Source organism: Devosia sp. WQ 349K1 (genome assembly GCF_016595685.1).
Taxonomy (GTDB): Bacteria; Pseudomonadota; Alphaproteobacteria; order Rhizobiales; family Devosiaceae; genus Devosia.
In genome coordinates this window covers 1,014,464-1,035,720 of the sequence record NZ_JAENGO010000001.1, presented here as the reverse complement: position 1 = coordinate 1,035,720, position 21,257 = coordinate 1,014,464, and the positions used below count along the sequence as shown (strand labels likewise).

The following is a 21,257-nucleotide window of genomic DNA, read 5'->3' as shown; positions in this document are numbered from 1 at the left end:
CCTTAGCTCCCCTTTCCGTCGACGTGGTCATTGCCCGACAGGCCACGGGTGGCCAGCATGACGACGAGGAAAAGAGCAGTCATCGCAAAGCCGATGACGATTGCGGTCAGAACTAGCGCTTGCGGAACCGGGTCTGCATATTGAGATGGGTCGATGTTTGCTTTGTCTGTGATGATTGGTGGGGCGTCCGTGCGCAGGCGGCCCATCGAGAGGATAAATAGGTTCACGCCATAGGAAATGAGCGACAGACCAATGATCACCTGGAAGGTGCGTGGACGCAGGACGAGATAGGTGCCGGACGCGGTGAGAACGCCAATGGCGATGGCAAGGGTCAGTTCCATTGGTCGGCTCCCTTGGTTGGCTTACGGCGCGGCGCGGAGGCAGGCTTTGGTCCACGGATGGACTGGTGGGCGAGAGCAATGAGCAAGAGCACAGTTGCGCCGACCACGAGTGTGAACACGCCAATGTCGAAAATGAGAGCGCTCGCTAGCGGCACTTTGCCGATGAGCGGTATGTCGAGATAGGCGAAAGCCGTGGTTAGGAACGGATAACCGAGGGCCATAGACGCTAAGCCCGTGACCAAGGCTGCCATAAGGCCCCAACCAATCCAGAGGATCGGACGGATACGGAGGCGGCTCTCAACCCAGCGAATGCCATTCGACATGTACTGGAGAATGAAGGCCAGCGACATGATGATGCCGGCAATAAAGCCACCACCTGGCAGATCGTGGCCACGCAACAGCATGTAGAGCGCAATGGTGACAATGACCGGGAAAAGCCAGCGCATGATTTGGGCTGGAACGAGCATGAACTCGTTGAGCGCCTTGCGGTCGTCTTCTTCGGTTTCGGCGAAGGTGGCTTGCGCGACCTGCTGCTCAGGGCGAGAGACCGAGTCACTGGCTGGACGGAAGCGGCGCAACAGGGCGAAGACCGTGAGCGCGACAACACCGAGAACGGTGATTTCGCCCAAGGTATCAAAACCGCGGAAGTCGACCAGCATCACGTTGACGATATTGGTGCCACCACCCTTGGCGTAGGCATTCTCGACGAAGTAGCGCGAGATGCCATCGACGGCAGGGCGGGTCATAATGGCATAGGCTGCCAAGCCAACGCCGAGGCCAACGGCAGTTGCGATGGCGAAGTCGCGGTGACGGCGAATGCGAACCGCCCAAGTGGTGTCTTCAGCAACGGGGCTGCGCTTTGGCAGCCAACGCAGGCCAAGTAGGATCAGTACGGTCGTGGCAATTTCGGCCAGAAGTTGGGTTAGGGCAAGATCAGGAGCGGAGAACCATGCAAAGGTTAGGCAGGTCGCAAGACCCGCTCCGCCCATGAGAATAAGCGCAGCAAGGCGATGGAATTTGGCTTGCTGTGCTGCGGCCAAAGCACTGAAGCCGCCCAAAAGCCAGACAATGGCCAAAATCGGGTCGAAGCTCTCTGGCAGCGGCAAATTGCCCATGCGTGCCCAACCGGCGCCAAAGCCCGCGAAGAGGGAGGCGAGGACAACGATAAGCAGCTGTGTTTGCAGACGGGTGGTGCCGAGCTTTTGGACGGTGTTCTTGGCCCAGCGATTGGTCGCCGTCAGCAAGAGGCGCTCAAAAATACGCTGGCCGATGATGCCCCGGAACAGTGGCGCCTGATCGGTGTCGCGCAGCTGGCGGTTGTAAAGCATGTAGATGAGCACGCCGCCCGCGAGGGCAATCAAGCTCATGATCAGCGGCAGGTTGAAGCCGTGCCAGATCGACAGGCTGTAGTAAGGCACATCTTGCCCAAGCACTGATGCTACAGCGGCGGCGAGGTAAGGCCCGATAGTCAGGCCGGGCACGATGCCGACGGCGAGACAGATGATAACCAAGAGCTCGATCGGGCGACGCATGAGCGCTGGGGGCTCGTGCGGGGTCTTTTCGAGCTCGGTGCTTTCCGGGCCGAAGAAGACGCCGTGGACGAATTTCAGCGAGTAGGCGACCGAGAAGGCGCCTGCAATCGTTGCGATGAGTGGCAGCGAGATGTTGACGAAGGGGTTCTCGTCGAACTCTGCGGTTTCGGTGAAGAACATTTCCTTGGAGAGGAAGCCGTTCAACAGCGGAACGCCGGCCATGGCCGCACAGGCAATGATCGAGAATAGCGCGGTAAATGGCATGGCCTTGCGTAGGCCCGACAGTTTGCGGATGTCTCGGGTGCCGGTTTCGTGGTCGATGATGCCCACTGCCATGAACAGCGACGCCTTGAAGGTCGCATGGTTGGCAATGTGGAAGATCGCAGCGACCGCAGCGAGCGGTGTGCCCATGCCGAGAAGTGTGGTGATCAGGCCCAGATGGCTGATGGTCGAATAGGCCAAAAGGCCCTTCAGATCGCGCTGGTAGAGCGCGACGTAAGAGCCGAGCAGAAGCGTTGCGAGGCCGGAATAGGTAACAATCCAGAACCAGAGGTCAGATTGCGACAGAACAGGCCAGAAGCGCGCGAGCATGAACACGCCCGCCTTCACCATGGTTGCGGAGTGCAGATAGGCCGACACAGGGGTCGGCGCGGTCATCGCGTTCGGCAGCCAGAAGTGGAAGGGGAACTGTGCGCTTTTGGTGAAAGCGCCAAGCAGGAAGAGGATCAGCGTGACCGGATAGAGCTCGTGCGAAACGATCAGATCGCCAGAGGCGAGAATGTCGTTGAGCTCGTAGCTACCCACAATATGGCCGATGAGCAGCAGCGCCACGAACAGGGCGAGCCCACCCGTGCCGGTAATAATGAGCGCCATGCGCGCGCCATCGCGGGCGTCGCCACGGTGATACCAATAGCCGATCAGCAGGAAGGAGACCAAGCTGGTCATTTCCCAAAAGATGGCGAGTTGGATCACATTACCGGATAGCACCACGCCGAGCATGGCGCCCATGAAGGCGAGCAAAAGGGCATAAAAACGAGGAACGGGATCGCGCGGCGACATGTAATAGCGCGCGTAAAGAACAACCAGAACGCCGATAAAGGTGATCAGAATGCTGAAGAGCCAAGCAAGGCCGTCCATGCGGAACGTGAGGTTGAGTCCTGCCGAAGGCATCCACTCGATCGTGTGTTGAACAGCCCCACCACTCGCGATTTGGGGGAAGAAGCTGATCGTTGCCGCAAGACCCGCAGCGCAAACAGCGCCGGCCACCCAGGCAACAGCATTTCGAGCAGCAGCAGGAAAATTCAGCACCAGTGCACTGGCGATGAAGGGCACGACACACAAGAAAGCGATAGTTATGCCGGGCATCGGTTCACGCGGTTGGTCTCCAGTGTAAGGGGGCCGCTAACCTATGAGTAGAATCTTTTACCCTTGGCAGCGCTGTGCAGCCCTATTTGGCAGCAATTTGGGGCGCTATTGCAATAGCGTAGCTGGTCAATTTGATTAATTTTGTGAACAATTTTCAACAGGCAGCCCGCGAACAGTGGGCGAGTTTTATGCGCGCAGTAAAGCTTCGGCGGTTGGTCCGGCTATTCTGGGCTGAAGTTCCGCCGGCAGCTCATTTAATGGACACGGTGGGCTAATCAGGAACCCTTGGACTTCTGGGCAAAGAAGCTCAGCTAGGCAGGCAAGTTGCTCTTCAGTTTCGACCCCTTCAGCCGTGCTGGTAATGTTCATCTTCTTGGTGATTTGTGTGACCATCTCAACAACGGCCCGGGCACGGGTTGAGTGTGGAAGTTCGCGTATGAAGGATTGGTCGATCTTTACCTTGTCAAATTCAAAGCGAAGCAGGCTCTGAAGTGAAGAGTAGCCCGTGCCAAAATCGTCCATTGAAAATTTAACGCCCAAGTCTTTGAGGTGCTTCAATGTCGATAGTGTTGTGTCTGACGCGGATAGAAATGCTGTTTCGGTTATCTCCAAAATGAGACGCGACGGTGGTAATCCAGTTTGCTCGAGGGTGGATGATATCTTGTAAGCGAGCGTTGGGTCGCGGAACTGGACAGGGGATATATTGACAGAAACGCAGGTGTCTTCCTCCCAAGTCGCCGCTTGGGCGCATGCTTGATTGAGCACCCAGTCTCCAATGCTGAAAATCGTCTGGTTCGCTTCTGCGAGCGCGATAAAGGTCTCAGGGGGAATGGGACCAAACTCCGGATGCGCCCAGCGCGCCAAGGTTTCGTAGCTGATAGGTCTGCCCGAAATTGTGCAGACGATGGGTTGGAAGACCAACGACATCTCATTGCGCTCAAGGGCCACCGCTAGGTCAGCCTCTAGTCGTGCGTGACGGACCCGAGTTTCGTCCAACTGCGGAAGATAGAAGCTGGTTTGACCGCGTCCGTCAGCTTTGGCTTGGTATAGCGCCACATCGGCGCGTCGGATCAATTCCTCGGACGAAATCGGAGATCGATTAGACCACGTCGCTATGCCAATGCTGACGCCAACACGTAAAGAGTTCGTCCCGATAAGGTAGGGACGGGAGAGCTGGTCAATCAGCCATACACTAAAGCGCTGGTGGTCTTTGGCCTCGCCTAATGTGCTCATCACCGCGAACTCGTCGCCGCCAAACCGCGCGGGGAAGTACCCGTCTGGAAGGGCGGCGAGCATGCGGGCGGCGACAGCGCGCAAGAGGTCATCACCAACTTGGTGACCGAGCGTGTCGTTGATGTCTTTGAATTTATCGAGGTCGAGGAAGAAGAAGGCCATATGGCTGTCCTTCTCATCCTTCTGGCCCAACACATGCTCGAGGCGCTGGCGGAAGTGCGCGCGATTGGGCAGGCCGGTCAATGAGTCATGCAGTGCCATATGGGTGATCCGCGCCTCGGCTTCGCGGACGCCAGAGATATCCTCAAAAGTTGCGAGCCAACCGCCATTTGCCATTGGGGTTTGGTTGACGGTGTAGCTGTGTTTATTTGGTAGATCCGTGATGACGAGCTGGGGCAGACGCTTGATCACGGAGGGGGCAATGGCATCGTACAGATATTGAAAGGTGCGGTTGCCCTTTTTGCGCAGGGCGTTGATTGAAAGCCCCTCTAGTTCGCTCTCGTCGATGCCCGTCAATGCACTGAACCGACTGTTATAGACGGCGAGTTTCCGGTGCTTGTCGAACATGCAGAGCGCGTGGCTCATGTTGTTGAGTGCCGCATCAAACCGCTCGTTCTGGACGGTCACGGACTGCATGGTGCGCGTGAGTTCGGCCGTCAGGTCGCGAAGCTTGACCTGTGTTCGATCAAGGAGCCGCAGCTTGAGCGTGAGGACGCCGACGAGGAGTGCGCCGCACCCGATCAGAATGGCTTTGAGGATTTCAGAGAAGCGCGCGATATCCTGCAACTCGCGCTTGTCGCCGGCATAAAGCTGAGCGGAATGGCTGGACGCTTGCGCCGCGAAACTTGCCATTTTGCTATCCAGCCGATTGAGAGCGCGAAGGCTGGTGTGAACAAGCGCCATGTTTGGGGTGTCGCCAGAGTTGATGGCGATATCGGCGATATCCAGCGCCTTTTTGACCTCCGCCATGGTCTCGCCATAGCCTGGATCTGTGTGCATGAAGTGTACGACGAGGCGCTCTTCGCCGACATGATCGGTGCTGCGCTCGAACTGCTGCAAGCGACCAATAATGATGTCGAGGCGGAGCCGCACATCGTCAATAGACAGCTGGCTTCCCGGCAGAGCGTAAATCGCTAGGGTTTGCTCGAAACGCAAATACTCATTCACCGTCTGAGCGACCGCGAAGGCCACTTCGTAGGGTGAGAAGGTGTCGTGTGCTTGCTGACGCTCAACTTCGATCGAGTTGACATAGTAGGTCGCGGCGGCAAACAGGACCACTGTGCCAACCAGAAGCCAGTTGAGCAGTCTTATTATGCCGAGCTGGTTGGCCTCATTCGATGACAAGTTTTGCAACCTGCCAAGCTGACCGTGAATAATAGAGGTGCGTGCGTAGCTCTGGCTTGGAGTCGTACGCGTAGATTATGAACAGCGGGCCTTTGTCGCGAACGCTCATAAACTCACCATCCCGCTTGAGGGCGAGGATCGGCTTGTTGGCCTTGATGTCGTCGAACGGAATCTCGGTCATGTAATCATTTAGCGCGATGGCGGTGATCTTGGTGGCGCCCGCATTCAGCTCGCCGATTAGCTCTTCGAGGGGTATGCCCTCAAAAACGGAGGTGCCATCGAACCACGGCGTACTTGTGGTGATCGATGCAGTCATCATCGCCTCTAAGCTGGCCTGATCATAAGTGATCTCGTCCGCGTCAGACGTTGCGCCGCTGTGCCCTGATATCGTGAGAATTGGGCGTGTGTTTTCGGCAGCAAAGTTTGGGGTGATGAACAATAGTGTTGCCATGAAAGCTTGGCAGGCGGATCGTAATACTGTTTTTTGCATGGCATTAACCAGTTGCTGTTGCTTGTATTATGTCTCTATCTTCCTAACTCGAGATTAAATATGGCGGGGTAATGCGTTGTTTGTGCTTGAGATTTTATTGTTGGATTAGTTTGTTTTAATTGTCGGAATTTGTATCAGCTAGAGCGGTTTAAGGCTCTGGCTTCCGCCTAAAACGAAAACGCCCGGACAGTCTGGGACCATCCGGGCGGTAAGGTTCAGCGATCTACGGCTTTTCAGCTCTGAAAGAACGGCTGAGTGCCATGCGCTTCAATGGCGGTCGAGATGCGGCTCAGTGCAGTCACATAGGCGGCCGTACGGACGCTGATGTTCTTGTCCTTTGCCACCTGCCAGATAGCAGCGCCTTCGCGTTCCATGATGACGCGAAGGCGTTCATGGATTTCGTCGAGTGGCCAGTAGAAGCCCTGACGGTTCTGAACCCACTCGAAGTAGGAAACAGTCACGCCGCCAGCGTTCGCCAGAATATCTGGGAGGACAATGACGCCCTTCTTGTTGAGGATCGCATCTGCCTGCGCGGTGACAGGGCCGTTTGCGAGTTCAACAACGAGCTTGGCCTTGACCTGATCGGCATTGTCGATGGTGATCATGTCTTCCATCGCCGATGGAACAAGCACGTCACAGTCAACACCGACGACGTCGTCGATTGCCGTTGCCTGGCCGTCGGCGACTAGGGAAGCGACCGACTTGCCGTTCTTCTTGGCTTCGAACAGCTTTTCGATGTCGAGGCCGTTGGCGTTGTAAACGGTGCCACCGGTGTCGGAGACAGCAACGATGATGTGGCCATCGGACGCCATAAGGCGAGCCATGTGCTGGCCTGCGTTACCAAAGCCCTGGATCGCTACGCGCAACTTGTCGGCAAGACCTAGGTCGTTGGCGAGGCGGCGGACGAGATAGAAGCCACCGCGTGCAGTTGCGTCGTCACGACCCAGCGAACCGCCGAGAGCGATTGGCTTACCGGTGATTACGGCTGGAGTAACTGCGTCGACGATCTGGTTATATTCGTCAGCCATCCAACCCATGATCATGGAGTTGGTGTAAACGTCTGGAGCCGGAATGTCGCGATCTGGACCGATGACGCGGGAGAAAGCCTGCATGTAAGCGCGCGAAAGGCGCTCTAGCTCAGACTTGGAAAGGTCGCGTGGGTTCACCTGAACCGCACCCTTACCACCGCCGTAAGGCAGGTTCATAACCGCGCACTTGAAGGTCATCCAAAACGCCAAGGTTTCGGTTTCGTCTTCAGTGGAGTGCGGGTGGAAACGAATGCCGCCCTTGGTTGGGCCACGGGTATCATCGTAGCGGCAACGCCAGGACAGGAAAGACTTACGCGAACCATCATCCATACGGATCATGAGGCGCATCTTATGCGTTTCACGCGGGAATTTCAGCTTTTCAAGCACGTCGGCGTCGACATCGATATGCGACGCAGCCTCATCGAGACGAACAAGGGCGCGGGACAGTAGTGTATCCGTCATGTTCTTAGCTTCCTCCTAGAACACTGCAGGTAAATGGAGTGTCACAACCCCGAAAGTCCAACTCGCAATGGACTTTGAAACGAAACCCTCGGCGGCGGAGGCGGCAGGCTGAGCACCGTGCGTCTCGCGCTTAGGGCGTCGCTGGGTTTGCGACGGATCAAGACATAGAAATTCAGCTATGGCTTGGTGATGAAGGATCATGATGGACAATTCGGTGGTCGCCGTGCCGGGGCTGTGTTCGACGTGCTTTGTGAGACCGTGTTGTGGAGGGAAATACTAACCTGACCCGCGCGCCGTGCTATTCAGCGCGGCCGCGGGCTGTAATCCTTCGACGGGGATACCCCGCAAAGGCTCCACAATGATCTCTGCCATATGAGCCAACATGGCGCGAACATGTCTAAAGTATGAGACGCTGTCAACGATCAACGTACCGGCGGGTACGGAGAATTCTTAATACTATCGAGGGGTTAGGATGGCTTCACGCCGAAGAATTGAAATGACAGAAGTACTTACCTATCTTTGTTCAAGTGCAGGGGGCGACGATGGGTCGCTAAGAATATTTTTGGATTGAGGTCTGAAGCGCCGCTCCATGCTCGACTTTGGCCGATTTGACTCCAGACTCAGGGACAATCCTTCGCTCGCGTGATTGCACAGCGCTTGCGTGTCGCGTCCGAGAATGGCAACGAAAGCGACATGACAAAGCTTGGTTTTCTCGGCGCGATGAATCGCGATTTGGTGGCAAATCTATCCGGCGCGGATTTGATAAAACAAATCGGCGTTGAGGCCGTGCTATTGGTCGAGACTGCGGTCAGCGATGAGGCGGCCAACAGTGGTGCTGAAGCGTTGGCGCGGCTTGGCGCAAAAACCTTTTTGGGCGGATCTGCATTTAATGTTGCGCGCGTCGTCGGTCTGCTGAACGAAACAAACCGAAAAATCGACGGGCAATTTATCGGGATCGCAGGCGCGATTGATGGCGGTTGGCCGCATGTCGAAACCTTGGCCGCACTCGGGATTGCTCCGCGCCAGATAGCGATGCTCGAGCTGCCCCCGGCCACCTGTCTCGCCATGGTTGAGCCGGGCGGACGCACGCTGCTGACGGCTTTGGGCGCCAATGCGAAGGTGCGCGAATTTCTTATCGCGGAGCGCGCGCGCATCGTGTCTGCCGTCGCCGAGTGTGATGTGGTGCATATCACCTCGTTTCTCGATGCCGAGGTGCCTGCGCTGCTGGCGGGCATTGTGGCGGATGCCAAACAGGTCAATCCGGAGCTGAAGCTCTCGCTTGATCCGGGCGCTGCGTGGGTGTTTCCGGGCGGGGATGGCTTTGCGCAGATCCTCAAACAGACCGACATTTTGCACCTCAATCATGAAGAGCTTGAGCATCTCATGAAATCAAGCGCCGGGGATATTAGCGGCGTCGGTGTGCGATTGGCGCAGTCTGGCTGGATGATTGTATCCCGGCACCACGAATGGGTAGGTGTCTACCAAGGGCAGGGGGGCGAGGTTTCAGCCCAGTACGAATTGCCGAAGACGAACGATCTTGTCAGCGTCGTTGATGCCAATGGGGCGGGTGACACTTTCTGCGGGGCGTTCTTGTGGGCTTGGCTCACGGGAAGTGCTGCCATCGATGCCGCACGGTTCGGCTTTGTGTGTGCGCGCGCTAAAGTCAGTGTGTCGGGGCCGCTAACACCGGACACTCTACCGCAAGAGGCCTTCGCGTTCGAACTCGGCCCAACCCGCTAGTTTTGCTGCTTTCGCATCTTTAGGGGTCTCGGCAGGCTTGGCTTTTTCCTCGCGCGCGAGGCGGCGTTTCCAAGCGGCCTGTCGACGGTTTTCGGCCGCGGTGAGCTTATCCTGTTCGCGCCATTCACTCATTTTATCGTCGTTGAGCATGTCTTCGACGACCTTAGGGTCAAACACGTGAAAGGTGATTTTGCGGGCGCGACCGTGGAGCTTGACGGTACGTGTTCCTGCGCTTGGGAGTCGGCCATCTTTTAGCCAGCGATGGCGTTCGCTGGTGGTGATCGTGAGAATGTCCTGAATTTCGCGTGGAATTATAGCGAGTTTCTCGATGCCCGCGAGATTGCGCTCAATCGTCTCTGAGGCGCGAGCGAACTCTTGTTCGTGGCCTTCCGGCATTCCCAAGATGAGAGTGCCGGGTCGTACATCCAGAAATTTGCGGAGCGTTGTGGGCAGCTTGGCGCGCATCTCCAGCATGATGCCTTTGGTGCGCACGGCGGAGCCCAGTGTCGCCGCTGTTGGCAGTGACCACTCCGCGATATGGACTGCTGGTTCAGGAGATTTTCGTTTGCTGGCCATGTGGCATAGATAGGCTTTTGCGCACCTAAAACAACAGTGCTGCAGTGCGCAGATTTGTGAAGGCAGGCCTATCGCGAGCGCCAGAGCTCACGATAGCGTTTTAATGGCGCGGGATTATCAGCTTGCCAGTCTGGATTACCCCAAGAGGCCTTCCGGGAGGGTGCCCGCGCTGAACAGTACTTTAGGCTCGTCATAAGTGTCCGCTTCCACGTCGACATCGGCGGAGTAGGCCCAGACCCCAGCGCGCGTTGGAGCGATCCGTTCGGCGGCGGCAATCGCCGCTTCAGCAGTCTTCTTTGCCTGGGGCACATCAGGGTCCAGCTTGCGGCCTTTAGCGCGGAAACCCTGAACGTAATAGAGTGTTGGCATATTGGTCCTCGTGGTTGGCTAAGGCCTTACCACATGTCGGCAGAGATTCCGCGCAGCATTTTCTCGGCGTCAAAAACCGCGAAGCTTGGCAAGACTAGAGCGCATGAGGTGAGGAAATTTGGTGGGCCCACCAGGACTCGAACCTGGAACCAGACCGTTATGAGCGGTCGGCTCTAACCATTGAGCTATAGGCCCCCATGTGCGTCGCACGGGGATTTTCCTAGTTTGTGTCGGCCTGCGCGGTCAAGGGTGATTGTAGACTTGGCGCGAACTTGTGGGAATAAGTTGGGCAGCAAAGCACGGCCGCCCAAGAGTTTAGTGCTGTAGGACCACAAGTGTTGCTGCGCCCGCCAGCATGGCGCCAGCGGTTTTATTGAGACGGCGCAAGGCTTTTTCGCTGCGGAACATGTCGCGGGCGGCTGATGCCAAGGCGGCATAGGCACTGCACACGAGGAGCAGGCAGACGATAACCAGAATGGTCAACTCGACGATGGCGAGGGCGTTGATCTGGCCGAGAGGAACCACTGTGGGCAGAATTGCGAGGTAGAAAATAATGGTTTTGGGATTGCCCATGGTGAGCGAGAAGCCGGCCAAAAAGGTCTTCATGGCGTCTTCTTTTTTCGGACGCATCTGTTCGGAGCCAGGCTTGGCCGTCCAGAATTGATAAGCGATATAAAGCAGATAGGCCGCACCGACCCAGCGGATGATAACGAAGATGGGCGCGAAATAGGTGGCGAGCGCGGCGAGGCCAAAGATGGCGAAGAAGAAATAGACGAGGTCACCGGCGAGGATGCCTAAGGTCATCGGGATGGCATTTTTGAATCCGCCACCGAGCGCTCTGGCGACCACTGCTGCGATGCCCGGGCCCGGAACAATCAGGGCAATCAAATAGGCAATGGTGAAAGCAAAAAGCGTAAACAGATCCATGGCGGTCATCCAATTATCCAAACATCTCTAGCGCTAGACTTTGGCCTTGCCTAGGGGGAGTTGACGTTTGGCTTGAAGGGGTTATGGTCAGAACGTCGCAACTGGACCGGTAGGTGCCCAATGGAATTTGTCCCGCAAACACGAGTTTCCCCGTTTGCTTTTGAGGACTGTTCCAGCCATGCCTTCCGCTATTACCATCTCTCAGCTGAGCTATTCTGCGCCTGACGGCCGCCAGCTTTTCAATAAAATCGACCTTAGTTTCAACGCCGGCAGGACTGGCATCGTTGGGCGTAATGGTGGCGGCAAGTCCACACTTTTGGGCCTCACGATGGGCACGCTTGTGGCATCCAGTGGCACTGTTGCCGTGCACGGCCGGGTTGCCATGTTGCGGCAGGATGTCGGCGCGTCCGATGGTGAAACCATCATGGATTTGTTTGATGTCAGCGCACCGTGGCAGGCGATGCAGAAAGCCATTGCGGGTGATGCCGCGCTTGAGGACTTCGACACCATAGACTGGACGCTCGATGCGCGGATCGAGGAGGCGTTGAGCAGCTTTGGTCTCGTGGCTACGGCTGAAACTGTGCTGGCCGAGTTGTCGGGAGGGCAGCGCGTCAGGGCGGCTTTGGCTGCGCTCGAATTTTCTCAGCCCCACATCATTCTCCTCGATGAGCCGACTAACAATCTGGACCGCGAGGGACGGGCGGCTGTTTTGCATCTGCTTAAGCGCTGGCGCGGCACGGCCATTGTGGTGAGCCACGACCGTGAGTTGCTCGAAGAAATGGATACGATCGTTGAGCTGACGGGACTGGGCGCCCGCAGCTATGGCGGCAATTACAGTTTCTATCGGGAGCGGAAGGCGCTGGAGCTGGCGGCAGCTCAGCATGATCTGGATGTGGCGCAGCAGCAGAAAGACGATGCAGCGCGGTCGGCGCAGCAGGCCAAGGAGCGGCAAGATCGGCGCAATGCCAGTGGGCGCAAGAGTGCTGCACGGGGCGGCGCACCCAAGATACTGCTCGGCGGGCTCAAGCGGCAGGCGGAAGGCACATCGGGTTCTATCGATAAGCTTGGTCAGCGGCAGGCTGCGGCGGCCGATGACGCCATTAGGGCTGCTCGTGAGCAGATCGAAGTGTTGGCGCCTTTCGCGGTCAAACTGGCGCCGACCGGTCTGCATGCGGGCAAAGTCGTGTTGCGCGCAAGTGGACTGACGGGGGGCTATGTTCCCGATGCGCCTGTGATCCGTGGCTTTGATTTTGAGATCATTGGGCCGGAACGGGTGGCGCTCGTTGGTCGCAACGGGGCGGGGAAGTCCACGGCACTGAAATTGTTGACCGGGGCGCTGCCTTCAACAGCTGGGCGGGTGGAGGCTTTTGGGCCTGTCGCTATGCTCGACCAACATGTTGGTCTGCTCAATCGGGACGAGACGGTGCTGGAGAATTTTCAGAGGCTCAACGCGGACAATACGATCAATGATGGCCGAGCAGTGTTGGCGGCGTTTAAGTTCCGCAATGATGCAGCACAGCAAACCGTGGGGACGCTCAGTGGCGGTGAGCTTTTGCGGGCGGGATTGGCCTGCGTGCTCGGAGGCGTGACAACACCGATGCTACTGGTGCTGGATGAGCCGACGAACCATCTCGATATTGAAGCGATAGAGGTGGTGGAGGCGGGGTTGCGCGCGTTTGACGGGGCACTGTTGGTGGTGAGCCATGACACGGCGTTTTTGGAGAATATTGGGGTGACCCGGTGGGTGGAGATTGGTGGGTAGAGGGTGGGAGGTTTTTACCCGCACCCTCGGTCCCCCCATTCAAGCGGGATGGAGGCGACGGGGGTTTGCTCGGCATAAAAAAAGACCCCGATAGAGTGAACTATCGGGGTCTTCATTATGAACGCGAGGCCGATTAAGGCAGGCGGGATAGGCGTTCGGTGAGGAGCGCGTAGAAGCCTTCGGCATTGCCCGAGCGCAGGTAGAGCGCGTTGCGGGGCTTGTCGGTGACATGCCAATAGTCGGCGACGGTCATGCCGACAGTTAGCTCGGAAGCTGTTTCGATCGAGACGTTGCAGACGCGACCTTCGAACAGCTCTGGCTTCAAGAGGTAGGCTATGACGGTTGGGTCGTGCAGCGGAGCGCCTTCCCAGCCGTATTTCTTGAGATCGAACTGTTCTGAGAACGTCAGCATGGCGTGAACGGCTGCACCCGATTTATTGCCCAGCGCCTTAATGGCGTTGAGGCGGGCAGGGGTGGCCTGGATCATGTGCGTGACGTCGAGCGGCTGGATGGTGATCTTGGCACCGCACTTCATCACCAGATCTGCGGCTTCCGGGTCAACATAGATGTTGAACTCGGCTGCGGGCGTGATGTTGCCCACTTCAAAGTAAGCGCCGCCCATCAGGACGATTTCCTGAATGCGCTCAGCGATGGCTGGCTCTTTGACCAGCGCCATGCCGATGTTGGTCAGTGGGCCAAGCGTTGCCAAGGTGATGGTCTTGGGCGGGTTGTTCATGATGGTGTCGATGATGAAATCGACGCCGTGCTGCTCCTGCAGCGGAATGGTCGGATCGGGCAGAACCGGGCCGTTCATGCCGGTGTCGCCGTGAACATGTTCGGCAGTGACGAGGGTGCGGCGCATTGGGCGCGAGCAACCAGCGTAGACTGGGACGTCGGTGCGGCCGGAGAGTTCAACCACTTTGCGCGCGTTGATGGCGTTCTGCTTGAGACCGATGTTACCGGCAACAGCGACAATACCCAGAACGTCGAGTTCCTCTGGGGATGCCAGCGCCAACAGAATGGCAACGGCATCGTCTTGGCCGGGATCGGTGTCGATAATAATCTTACGGGACATAGATGGCTTCTCTGAACAAACCGCAGTTTGAGGTCACTTTATCGGATCGCATTGGCGGGGTCGACACACCTCAGAGGGGTAAAGACGGCTTTGACTAAGGTGCTCGCCTAGCGAGAAAAAGCGGTCGAGATCGCGTGTAATTACCTCCTGATTTCTGTGGCCCAATGGCGTTTGCGACTGTATTTGGCCGCTTTTTGAGCGCTTGACGGCTGCACTAGAGAGGCAGAGTTTGCGACCTCTTTTTAGATTGAGGAACGAGAATGGCAGGTGAACTGGCCGGTCACGCAGGCGATGCGGCGAATCATGGGATTGATCTGATCCCAATCGTTGCTCTGTTGGCAGCTGCCGCGATTGCTGTGCCGATCTTCAAGCGATTGGGGCTTGGATCGGTATTGGGGTATCTGGCGGCGGGTCTATTGCTCGGGCCATCGGGCATTGCTCTGATTGCTGACCCAAGTTCGGTCTTGGCCGCCTCGGAACTCGGGGTGGTGCTCTTCCTCTTCATTATTGGCCTTGAGATGGAGCCGTCCAAGCTCTGGGCGTTGCGCAAGCAGATATTTGGGCTCGGCGTGATCCAAGTCGGGTTGTGCGGCGCGCTGCTCACGGGCGTTGGTATTTTGCTCGGCTTTGCACCCGTCGTGGCCTTTGTGTTCGGCATGGGCTTCGTTCTGACCTCGACTGCGATTGTCATGCAGATTTTGGGGGAGCGAGGCGAACTCAACAGTCCGAGCGGCCAGAAGATGGTTTCCGTTCTGCTGCTCGAGGATCTGGCGATTGTGCCGCTTCTTGGCGTTGTCGCTTTGTTGGCACCACACGAAGAGATCTCGCTGACGACGCGACTGATTTCGGTTGGCGTGGCGGTTGGCGCCATTGTGCTGCTGATTTTCCTTGGTCGTCGCATCATGAACCCGTTCTTCGGCATCCTCTCTCGCGCTAAAGTGCGTGAAGTTATGACGGCTGGGGCGCTGCTTGTTGTGCTCGGCGCGGGGCTGTTGTTCCAACTGAGCGGCCTGTCCATGGCCATGGGCGCGTTCATGGCGGGCGTGTTGCTTTCAACCTCAACCTTTAGGCATCAGCTTGAAGCAGATGTGGAGCCCTTCCGTGGTCTGCTGCTTGGCCTTTTCTTCCTTGCGGTTGGGATGTCGCTCGATCTGGGGATCGTAGGTGAGAACTGGCAGATCATCGCGCTGAGCGTCGTGGCCTATATGCTGGTCAAAGCCGTGGCGATCTATGTCATCGCGCGGGTTTTGAAGTCGGATCATGCCGAAGCGCTAGAGCGCGCGGTGCTGATGGGGCAGGGCGGCGAATTCGCTTTCGTGCTGTATACGACGGCGGTAACGGCGGGGATTATCGACGGTCCGACCAATGCCATTTTCACCGCGACCGTAATCGTCTCGATGGTGCTCACCCCATTTGCCATCATTGCTATGCAGAAGCTGATGCCCAAGCGCGTGCAGTCGCTCGATGGTGTTGAACTGGCGGATGGCCTGAATGGCAGCGTGCTGATGATCGGCTTTGGCCGGTTTGGACAGATCGCCAGCCAATCGCTGCTGGGCAAGGGGCACAAGGTGTCCATCATCGATAATGATGTCGAGATGATCCAGGCGGCGCAGCCGTTTGGCTTTAAGATCTATTACGGTGACGGAACGCGTCTTGATGTGCTGCATGCGGCAGGGGCGGGTAATGCCGATCTCGTGCTCGTGTGCGTCAACAAGAAGGACGATGCGACCAAGATTGCGCAGCTTTTGCGTCATGAATTTCCGCTGGTGAAGGTCATGGTGCGCTCTTACGACCGTGGTCATGCAATCGAATTGCGTGAGATTGGCGTCGACTTCGAGCTGCGTGAGACGTTTGAATCGGCATTGCAATTTGGTGCTCACGCGATCCGCGTGATGGGTGCGGACGAGATCGAAATCGAAGAGATGATCGAGGGCGTGCGCGTCCGCGATCGTGCTCGATTTGAGGCTCAGGTGCTGGGCGGCGTGACAGCAGGAACGGGCTTGCTGTTGTCGAATGCCGAAGATCAGGCACGAGAAAGCGGAATAGCACCAACAGTTAAGCCTGCCGTCGCAGAGGGGAAAGAAGAGAGGGCCAACTAGCCCTCTCTAGGCGGGCGTTATTAGGGCTTTTCGTGTTGAAAAATAAGTGCAACAGTCAGTGCAGTTCTGAGGGGAACATCGCAATGAATATTGGACTGCGTCATGCCGCAAAAGCCTATTGTTTACGATGCCCCTACGCCGGAGCCACGTGCCACTACTGTTGAAGCGATACAGGCGGAAATCCTTGAGAGGCTGATTTACTCAGTCGGTAAGGACCCGATTGTTGCTCGTCCACATGACTGGTTGCGCGCTACTATCTTGGCGGTGCGCGACCGCGTCATGGATCGTTGGATGGAGAGCTCCCGCGAGACGTGGCGGACCTCCAATAAGCGCGTCTACTATCTCAGCCTAGAGTTCCTCATTGGTCGCCTGATGCGCGACGCGATGAGCAATGTGGGGCTGATGGAGCCTGTGCAAGCGGCGCTTAAGAACCTCGATGTTGACCTTGGCGAGCTGATCAATCTCGAACCTGACGCCGCGCTGGGCAACGGTGGTCTCGGTCGTCTGGCGGCGTGTTTTCTGGAGTCCATGTCGTCGGTCGATATTCCGGCCTATGGCTATGGCATTCGCTATGTCCACGGCCTGTTCCGTCAGGAAATGAGTGAAGGCTGGCAGGTGGAGCTGCCTGAAGACTGGCTGACGCACGGCAATCCATGGGAATTCGAGCGTCGGGAAAGCGCCTATGAGGTTGGCTTTGGCGGCAAGGTCGAACCTGTTATGGACCCCGATGGGGAAGTGCGCCAGGAATGGCACCCCAATGAGCATTTGCTGGCTGTCGCCTATGATACGCCCATCGTGGGGTGGCGCGGGCAGCGCGTGAATACGCTGCGCCTTTGGAGCGCGCAGCCCATAGATCCGATCCTTCTCGATCGGTTCAATTCGGGCGATCATATTGGTGCGCTGGAGGAGAGTGGGAAGGCGAGTGCGATTACGCGCGTGCTTTATCCAGCGGACTCGACGGCAGCGGGGCAAGAGCTGCGTCTGCGCCAAGAGTTCTTCTTCTCGTCGGCGTCTTTGCAGGACATTGTGCGTCGTCATCGCCAGCAATTTGGTGACTTGGGCTCGCTGCCCGATAAGGTTGCGATCCAGCTCAATGATACCCATCCGGCGATCTCCGTTGCCGAATTGATGCGCATTTTGGTGGATGAGAATGGGCTTAAGTGGGCTGAGGCTTGGCGCCTGACCAAGGGCACATTTGGCTACACCAATCATACGCTGCTCCCCGAAGCGTTGGAGAGCTGGCCGGTGGCTCTGCTGGAGCGGCTGCTGCCGCGCCACATGCAGATCATCTATCAGATCAACGCTGATGTATTGTCGGAAGCGCGGACACGGGCCAAGTTTACCGATCAGCAGATTGCTGCTGTGTCGCTGATTGACGAGCATGGTGGCCGTCGCGTGCGCATGGGTCAGCTGGCGTTCGTGGGTTCGCACTCGATCAATGGCGTGTCGGCGCTGCATACTGATCTGATGAAGCAGACCGTGTTTGCGGACCTCCATAAGCTTTATCCCGAGCGCATCAATAACAAGACCAATGGGATCACCCCGCGCCGCTGGCTGATGCAGTGTAATCCGGCGCTGACCAAGCTGTTGTCGGATCGGATTGGCCCTGAGTTTTTGGATCGTATCGATGCGCTTAAGGCGCTCATCCCGCACTCTGAGGACCCTGGGTTCCAAACCCAGTTTGCGGCGGTGAAGCGCGCCAATAAGGAGCGACTGGCCAAGGTCATCAAGGACCGGATGAATATTGTGGTGTCGCCGGACGCGATGTTCGACGTGCAGATCAAGCGTATCCACGAATATAAGCGCCAGCTGTTGAACATCATTCATGCGGTGGCGCTGTATGATGAAATCCGGGCGCATCCGGAGCGGGAATATGTGCCGCGCGTCAAGATTTTCGCCGGTAAGGCCGCGCCGAGCTATTGGAACGCAAAGCTGATCATCAAGCTGATCAATGACGTGGCGCGCGTGATCAACCATGATCCGGCGGTGCGCGGGCTGCTCAAGGTCGTGTTCATGCCGAACTACAATGTCAGCTTGGCTGAGGTGATCGTTCCGGCAGCGGATTTGTCCGAGCAGATTTCGACTGCGGGGATGGAGGCATCGGGCACCGGCAATATGAAGTTCATGGCCAATGGTGCGCTCACCATCGGGACGATGGACGGTGCCAATGTCGAGATGCACAAGGAAGTTGGCGACGACAATATCGTTATCTTCGGCATGACGGCGGATGAGGTTGCTGAGAAGCGCTCGCGGGCGGAAGTGCCTCGGTCGGCGATTGTCAAATCTCACGCGCTCAAGGAAGCGCTGGAGTCGATCTCGTCTGGCGTGTTCTCGCCCGATGATCCGCATCGCTATCGTGACTTGATCGGCGGGCTTTATGACCATGACTGGTTCATGGTGGCGCGCGACTTCGATGCCTACGTGGCGGCGCAGGCGGAAGTGGATGCGATCTGGAAGGATCGTGCGCGTTGGAATGCTATCGCCATTCGCAATACGGCCAGTGTTGGTTTCTTCTCCTCGGACCGAACCATTCGGCAGTACGCATCGGAGATTTGGGGAGTGCCAACGAAATAAATGCTGGCTTGGCGTCAGTAAGAATGAACACATAGCACTATGCAGCGTTAGGCTCGGGTCGGATTGGACGGTCGTGATGAGGGGAAGCGCGTGAGCTTGGGTAAGGAAGTCTGGCAAGCCGAGACACATGAGGTCGAAGCCATTGTTGCCGGTCGGCACAGTGACGCTTTCGGCTTTCTCGGCCTGCATCAGATCGAAGGTGCGTGGGTATTGCGTGCCTTTGTGCCCAATGCGGAAACGCTGACCGCCTATACGCTGGATGGCGCTGAGCTTGGTCATTTGATCCCACGTCATGGTGCGGGGTTCTTTGAGGGCAAGGTTGCGATCGATACCCCGCAACCGGTTCGCTATCGGGCCAAGAACGCGGGCGGGGAGTGGGACGTTTACGACCCCTATACGTTCGGGCCAGTGCTCGGGCCAATGGACGATTATTATATCGGAGAAGGCACGCATTTGCGGCTCTTCGATAAGCTCGGCGCGCATGAGATGGCGTTTGAGGGCATTCACGGAACGCATTTTGCGGTCTGGGCGCCCAACGCATTGCGCGTTTCGGTCGTTGGTTCGTTCAATGAATGGGATGGGCGGCGCAACCCCATGCGCAACCGCGGGGGCATTTGGGAAGTGTTCATCCCGGTGCTCGGTACGGGGACGATCTACAAGTATGAGATCGTTGGGCCAGACGGCCAAATCTTGCCCCTCAAGGCGGATCCGTTTGCGCGGCAGGCCGAGATGCGCCCCAAAAATGCATCGGTTGTGCCCGATCCGACGCCGTTCGTTTGGACGGACGCACAGTATATGGAAGAGCGCAAGGCCAAGGACTGGCGGCGCGCGCCAATGTCGATTTACGAGGTGCACTTAGGCTCGTGGCGGCGGCGGCCGGATGGCGGCTTTTTGAGCTATGACCAATTGGCTGAACAGCTTGTGCCTTATGTTGCAGACTTGGGTTACACCCATATCGAAGTGCTGCCGATCTCTGAGCATCCCTATGATCCGAGCTGGGGTTATCAGCCGACGGGGCTCTATGCGCCAACGGCGCGTTTTGGCGATCCGGCAGGGTTTGCGCGCTTTGTGAATGCGGCGCATGAGGCGGGACTTGGGGTGATCCTCGATTGGGTGCCAGCCCATTTTCCGACCGATGAATTCGGCCTCGCCAATTTCGATGGTACGGCGCTTTATGAGCATGCCGATCCGCGCCAAGGGTTTCACCCTGATTGGAACACGGCGATCTATAATCTGGGGCGCAAAGAGGTTTCGGCTTTCCTTACCAATAATGCGCTCTATTGGTTTGATCAGTTCCATATCGACGGTCTGCGGGTCGATGCGGTGGCTTCGATGCTTTACCTCGATTACTCGCGTGAGCCGGGGGAATGGGTGCCCAATGAGCACGGGGGCAATCAGAACCTTGAGACGGTGGCGTTCCTGCAGCGGGTGAATGCCGAGGTCTATCGGCAGTTTCCCGGTGGGTTCATGATCGCCGAGGAAAGCACCAGCTGGCCGGGCGTGACGGCGCCGACTTATGCCAATGGGCTGGGCTTCGGCTTCAAATGGAACATGGGCTTCATGAATGACACGCTGCGCTACATGAGCCGCAGCCCGGTGCATCGTAAGTTCCACCACGCCGATATGACCTTTGGCATGGTCTATGCCTTTAGCGAGAATTTCGTTTTGCCGCTGAGCCATGATGAGGTGGTGCATGGCAAAGGGACATTGCTCGAGAAGATGCCGGGTGATGACTGGCAGCAATTTGCCAATCTGCGCGCTTATCTGGCGTTTATGTGGGGGCATCCGGGCAAGAAGCTTTTGTTCATGGGCCAAGAATTTGCCCAGCGCGCCGAGTGGAATGAAAGCAAGGCGCTAGACTGGTATCTGCTCGATCAGCCCAACCATGAGGGGATGCGCCGGCTGATTGCCGATTTGAATGCGGCCTATCGGAGCCTGCCCGCATTGCATGAGCGCGACTGCGAGCCCGAGGGGTTCAATTGGGTGATCGGCAATGATCAGCAGAATTCGGTTCTGGCCTGGGTGCGTAAGGCGCCGGGTGCGGACCCGGTTTTGGTGATCACCAATCTCACTCCCGTACCGCGCACCGGATACAAGGTGCCGCTGCCAGCTGCAGGCAGATGGGTCGAACGGATCAACACCGATGCTGGCTGGTACGCTGGCAGCAATACGGGAAATCATGGCGGCGTTGAAGCGCGGGCCGTGAAGGGGCAACACTGGCCTGCGGAGGCCGAACTTTATCTGCCCCCGCTGGCGACGCTTTTCTTAAAATTCGAGCCCGAATGAAGGGCTGTGTTTGAGTAGCGCCCGGTGGCGTTTACCGGGCTTGAGGAGGGAGAC

The 21,257-nt window shown here is 57.4% G+C and carries 14 protein-coding genes and 1 tRNA gene; 5 read left to right on the top strand and 10 right to left on the bottom strand.

What is annotated here, in order from left to right:
* Window positions 1-2 precede the first annotated feature (2 nt).
* The 5 genes from JHL21_RS04890 to JHL21_RS04870 form a co-directional block, all read right to left on the bottom strand.
* Complete coding sequence (locus tag JHL21_RS04890; protein WP_169196418.1) at window positions 3-341, bottom strand: Na+/H+ antiporter subunit C; 339 nt, start codon at window positions 339-341, stop codon at window positions 3-5.
* Window positions 332-3,238, bottom strand: a complete 2,907-nt coding sequence (locus tag JHL21_RS04885) for a monovalent cation/H+ antiporter subunit A (RefSeq protein WP_200212152.1) — start codon at window positions 3,236-3,238, stop codon at window positions 332-334. Before JHL21_RS04885 ends, JHL21_RS04890 begins: the two co-directional genes overlap by 10 nt.
* Before the next feature lie 186 nt (window positions 3,239-3,424).
* The gene (locus tag JHL21_RS04880) at window positions 3,425-5,815 is read right to left on the bottom strand and encodes a bifunctional diguanylate cyclase/phosphodiesterase (RefSeq protein ID WP_200212151.1); all 2,391 of its coding nucleotides are present in this window, start codon (window positions 5,813-5,815) and stop codon (window positions 3,425-3,427) included.
* Window positions 5,802-6,266, bottom strand: coding sequence for an oxidoreductase (locus tag JHL21_RS04875; RefSeq protein ID WP_200212150.1), 465 nt, complete (start codon window positions 6,264-6,266; stop codon window positions 5,802-5,804). Before JHL21_RS04875 ends, JHL21_RS04880 begins: the two co-directional genes overlap by 14 nt.
* 272 nt (window positions 6,267-6,538) lie before the next feature.
* Window positions 6,539-7,795, bottom strand: a complete 1,257-nt coding sequence (locus JHL21_RS04870; protein ID WP_169195090.1) for a Glu/Leu/Phe/Val dehydrogenase — start codon at window positions 7,793-7,795, stop codon at window positions 6,539-6,541.
* 693 nt (window positions 7,796-8,488) lie between these two features.
* On the opposite strand from JHL21_RS04870, the gene JHL21_RS04865 reads away from it, so the two are divergent.
* On the top strand, window positions 8,489-9,535 hold the full coding sequence (locus JHL21_RS04865; RefSeq protein WP_200212148.1) for a carbohydrate kinase family protein: 1,047 nt from the start codon (window positions 8,489-8,491) through the stop codon (window positions 9,533-9,535).
* Here JHL21_RS04865 and JHL21_RS04860 read toward each other — a convergent pair.
* The 4 genes from JHL21_RS04860 to JHL21_RS04845 form a co-directional block, all read right to left on the bottom strand.
* The gene (locus JHL21_RS04860; RefSeq protein WP_200212147.1) at window positions 9,491-10,111 is read right to left on the bottom strand and encodes a hypothetical protein; all 621 of its coding nucleotides are present in this window, start codon (window positions 10,109-10,111) and stop codon (window positions 9,491-9,493) included. The two genes, JHL21_RS04865 and JHL21_RS04860, sit on opposite strands and share 45 nt — an antisense overlap.
* Before the next feature lie 135 nt (window positions 10,112-10,246).
* Window positions 10,247-10,480, bottom strand: coding sequence for a hypothetical protein (locus tag JHL21_RS04855; RefSeq protein ID WP_200212146.1), 234 nt, complete (start codon window positions 10,478-10,480; stop codon window positions 10,247-10,249).
* A 119-nt stretch (window positions 10,481-10,599) separates the two neighbouring features.
* Window positions 10,600-10,675: transfer RNA gene (locus tag JHL21_RS04850), tRNA-Ile, on the bottom strand.
* Between the two features lie 120 nt (window positions 10,676-10,795).
* Complete coding sequence (locus JHL21_RS04845; RefSeq protein ID WP_199530843.1) at window positions 10,796-11,416, bottom strand: LysE family translocator; 621 nt, start codon at window positions 11,414-11,416, stop codon at window positions 10,796-10,798.
* 169 nt (window positions 11,417-11,585) lie between these two features.
* On the opposite strand from JHL21_RS04845, the gene JHL21_RS04840 reads away from it, so the two are divergent.
* Window positions 11,586-13,169: an ABC-F family ATP-binding cassette domain-containing protein gene (locus JHL21_RS04840; RefSeq protein WP_200212144.1), complete on the top strand. Its 1,584-nt coding sequence runs from the start codon at window positions 11,586-11,588 to the stop codon at window positions 13,167-13,169.
* Window positions 13,170-13,302: 133 nt separating this feature from the next.
* Here the strand turns inward: JHL21_RS04840 and JHL21_RS04835 are convergent, their stop codons facing one another.
* Window positions 13,303-14,244: a nucleoside hydrolase gene (locus JHL21_RS04835; RefSeq protein ID WP_169195096.1), complete on the bottom strand. Its 942-nt coding sequence runs from the start codon at window positions 14,242-14,244 to the stop codon at window positions 13,303-13,305.
* A gap of 260 nt (window positions 14,245-14,504) precedes the next feature.
* On the opposite strand from JHL21_RS04835, the gene JHL21_RS04830 reads away from it, so the two are divergent.
* From JHL21_RS04830 to glgB, 3 genes are all read left to right on the top strand, one after another.
* Window positions 14,505-16,343 carry a monovalent cation:proton antiporter-2 (CPA2) family protein gene (locus JHL21_RS04830; RefSeq protein WP_200212143.1) on the top strand — a complete coding sequence of 613 codons (1,839 nt, stop codon included), beginning with the start codon at window positions 14,505-14,507 and terminating at the stop codon, window positions 16,341-16,343.
* A 102-nt stretch (window positions 16,344-16,445) separates the two neighbouring features.
* Entirely contained in the window at window positions 16,446-18,917 is a 2,472-nt protein-coding gene (locus tag JHL21_RS04825) for a glycogen/starch/alpha-glucan phosphorylase (RefSeq protein ID WP_200212142.1), read from the top strand.
* Window positions 18,918-19,007: 90 nt separating this feature from the next.
* Complete coding sequence (gene glgB / locus JHL21_RS04820) at window positions 19,008-21,203, top strand: 1,4-alpha-glucan branching protein GlgB (RefSeq protein ID WP_200212140.1); 2,196 nt, start codon at window positions 19,008-19,010, stop codon at window positions 21,201-21,203.
* The last annotated feature ends 54 nt before the right edge of the window (window positions 21,204-21,257 follow it).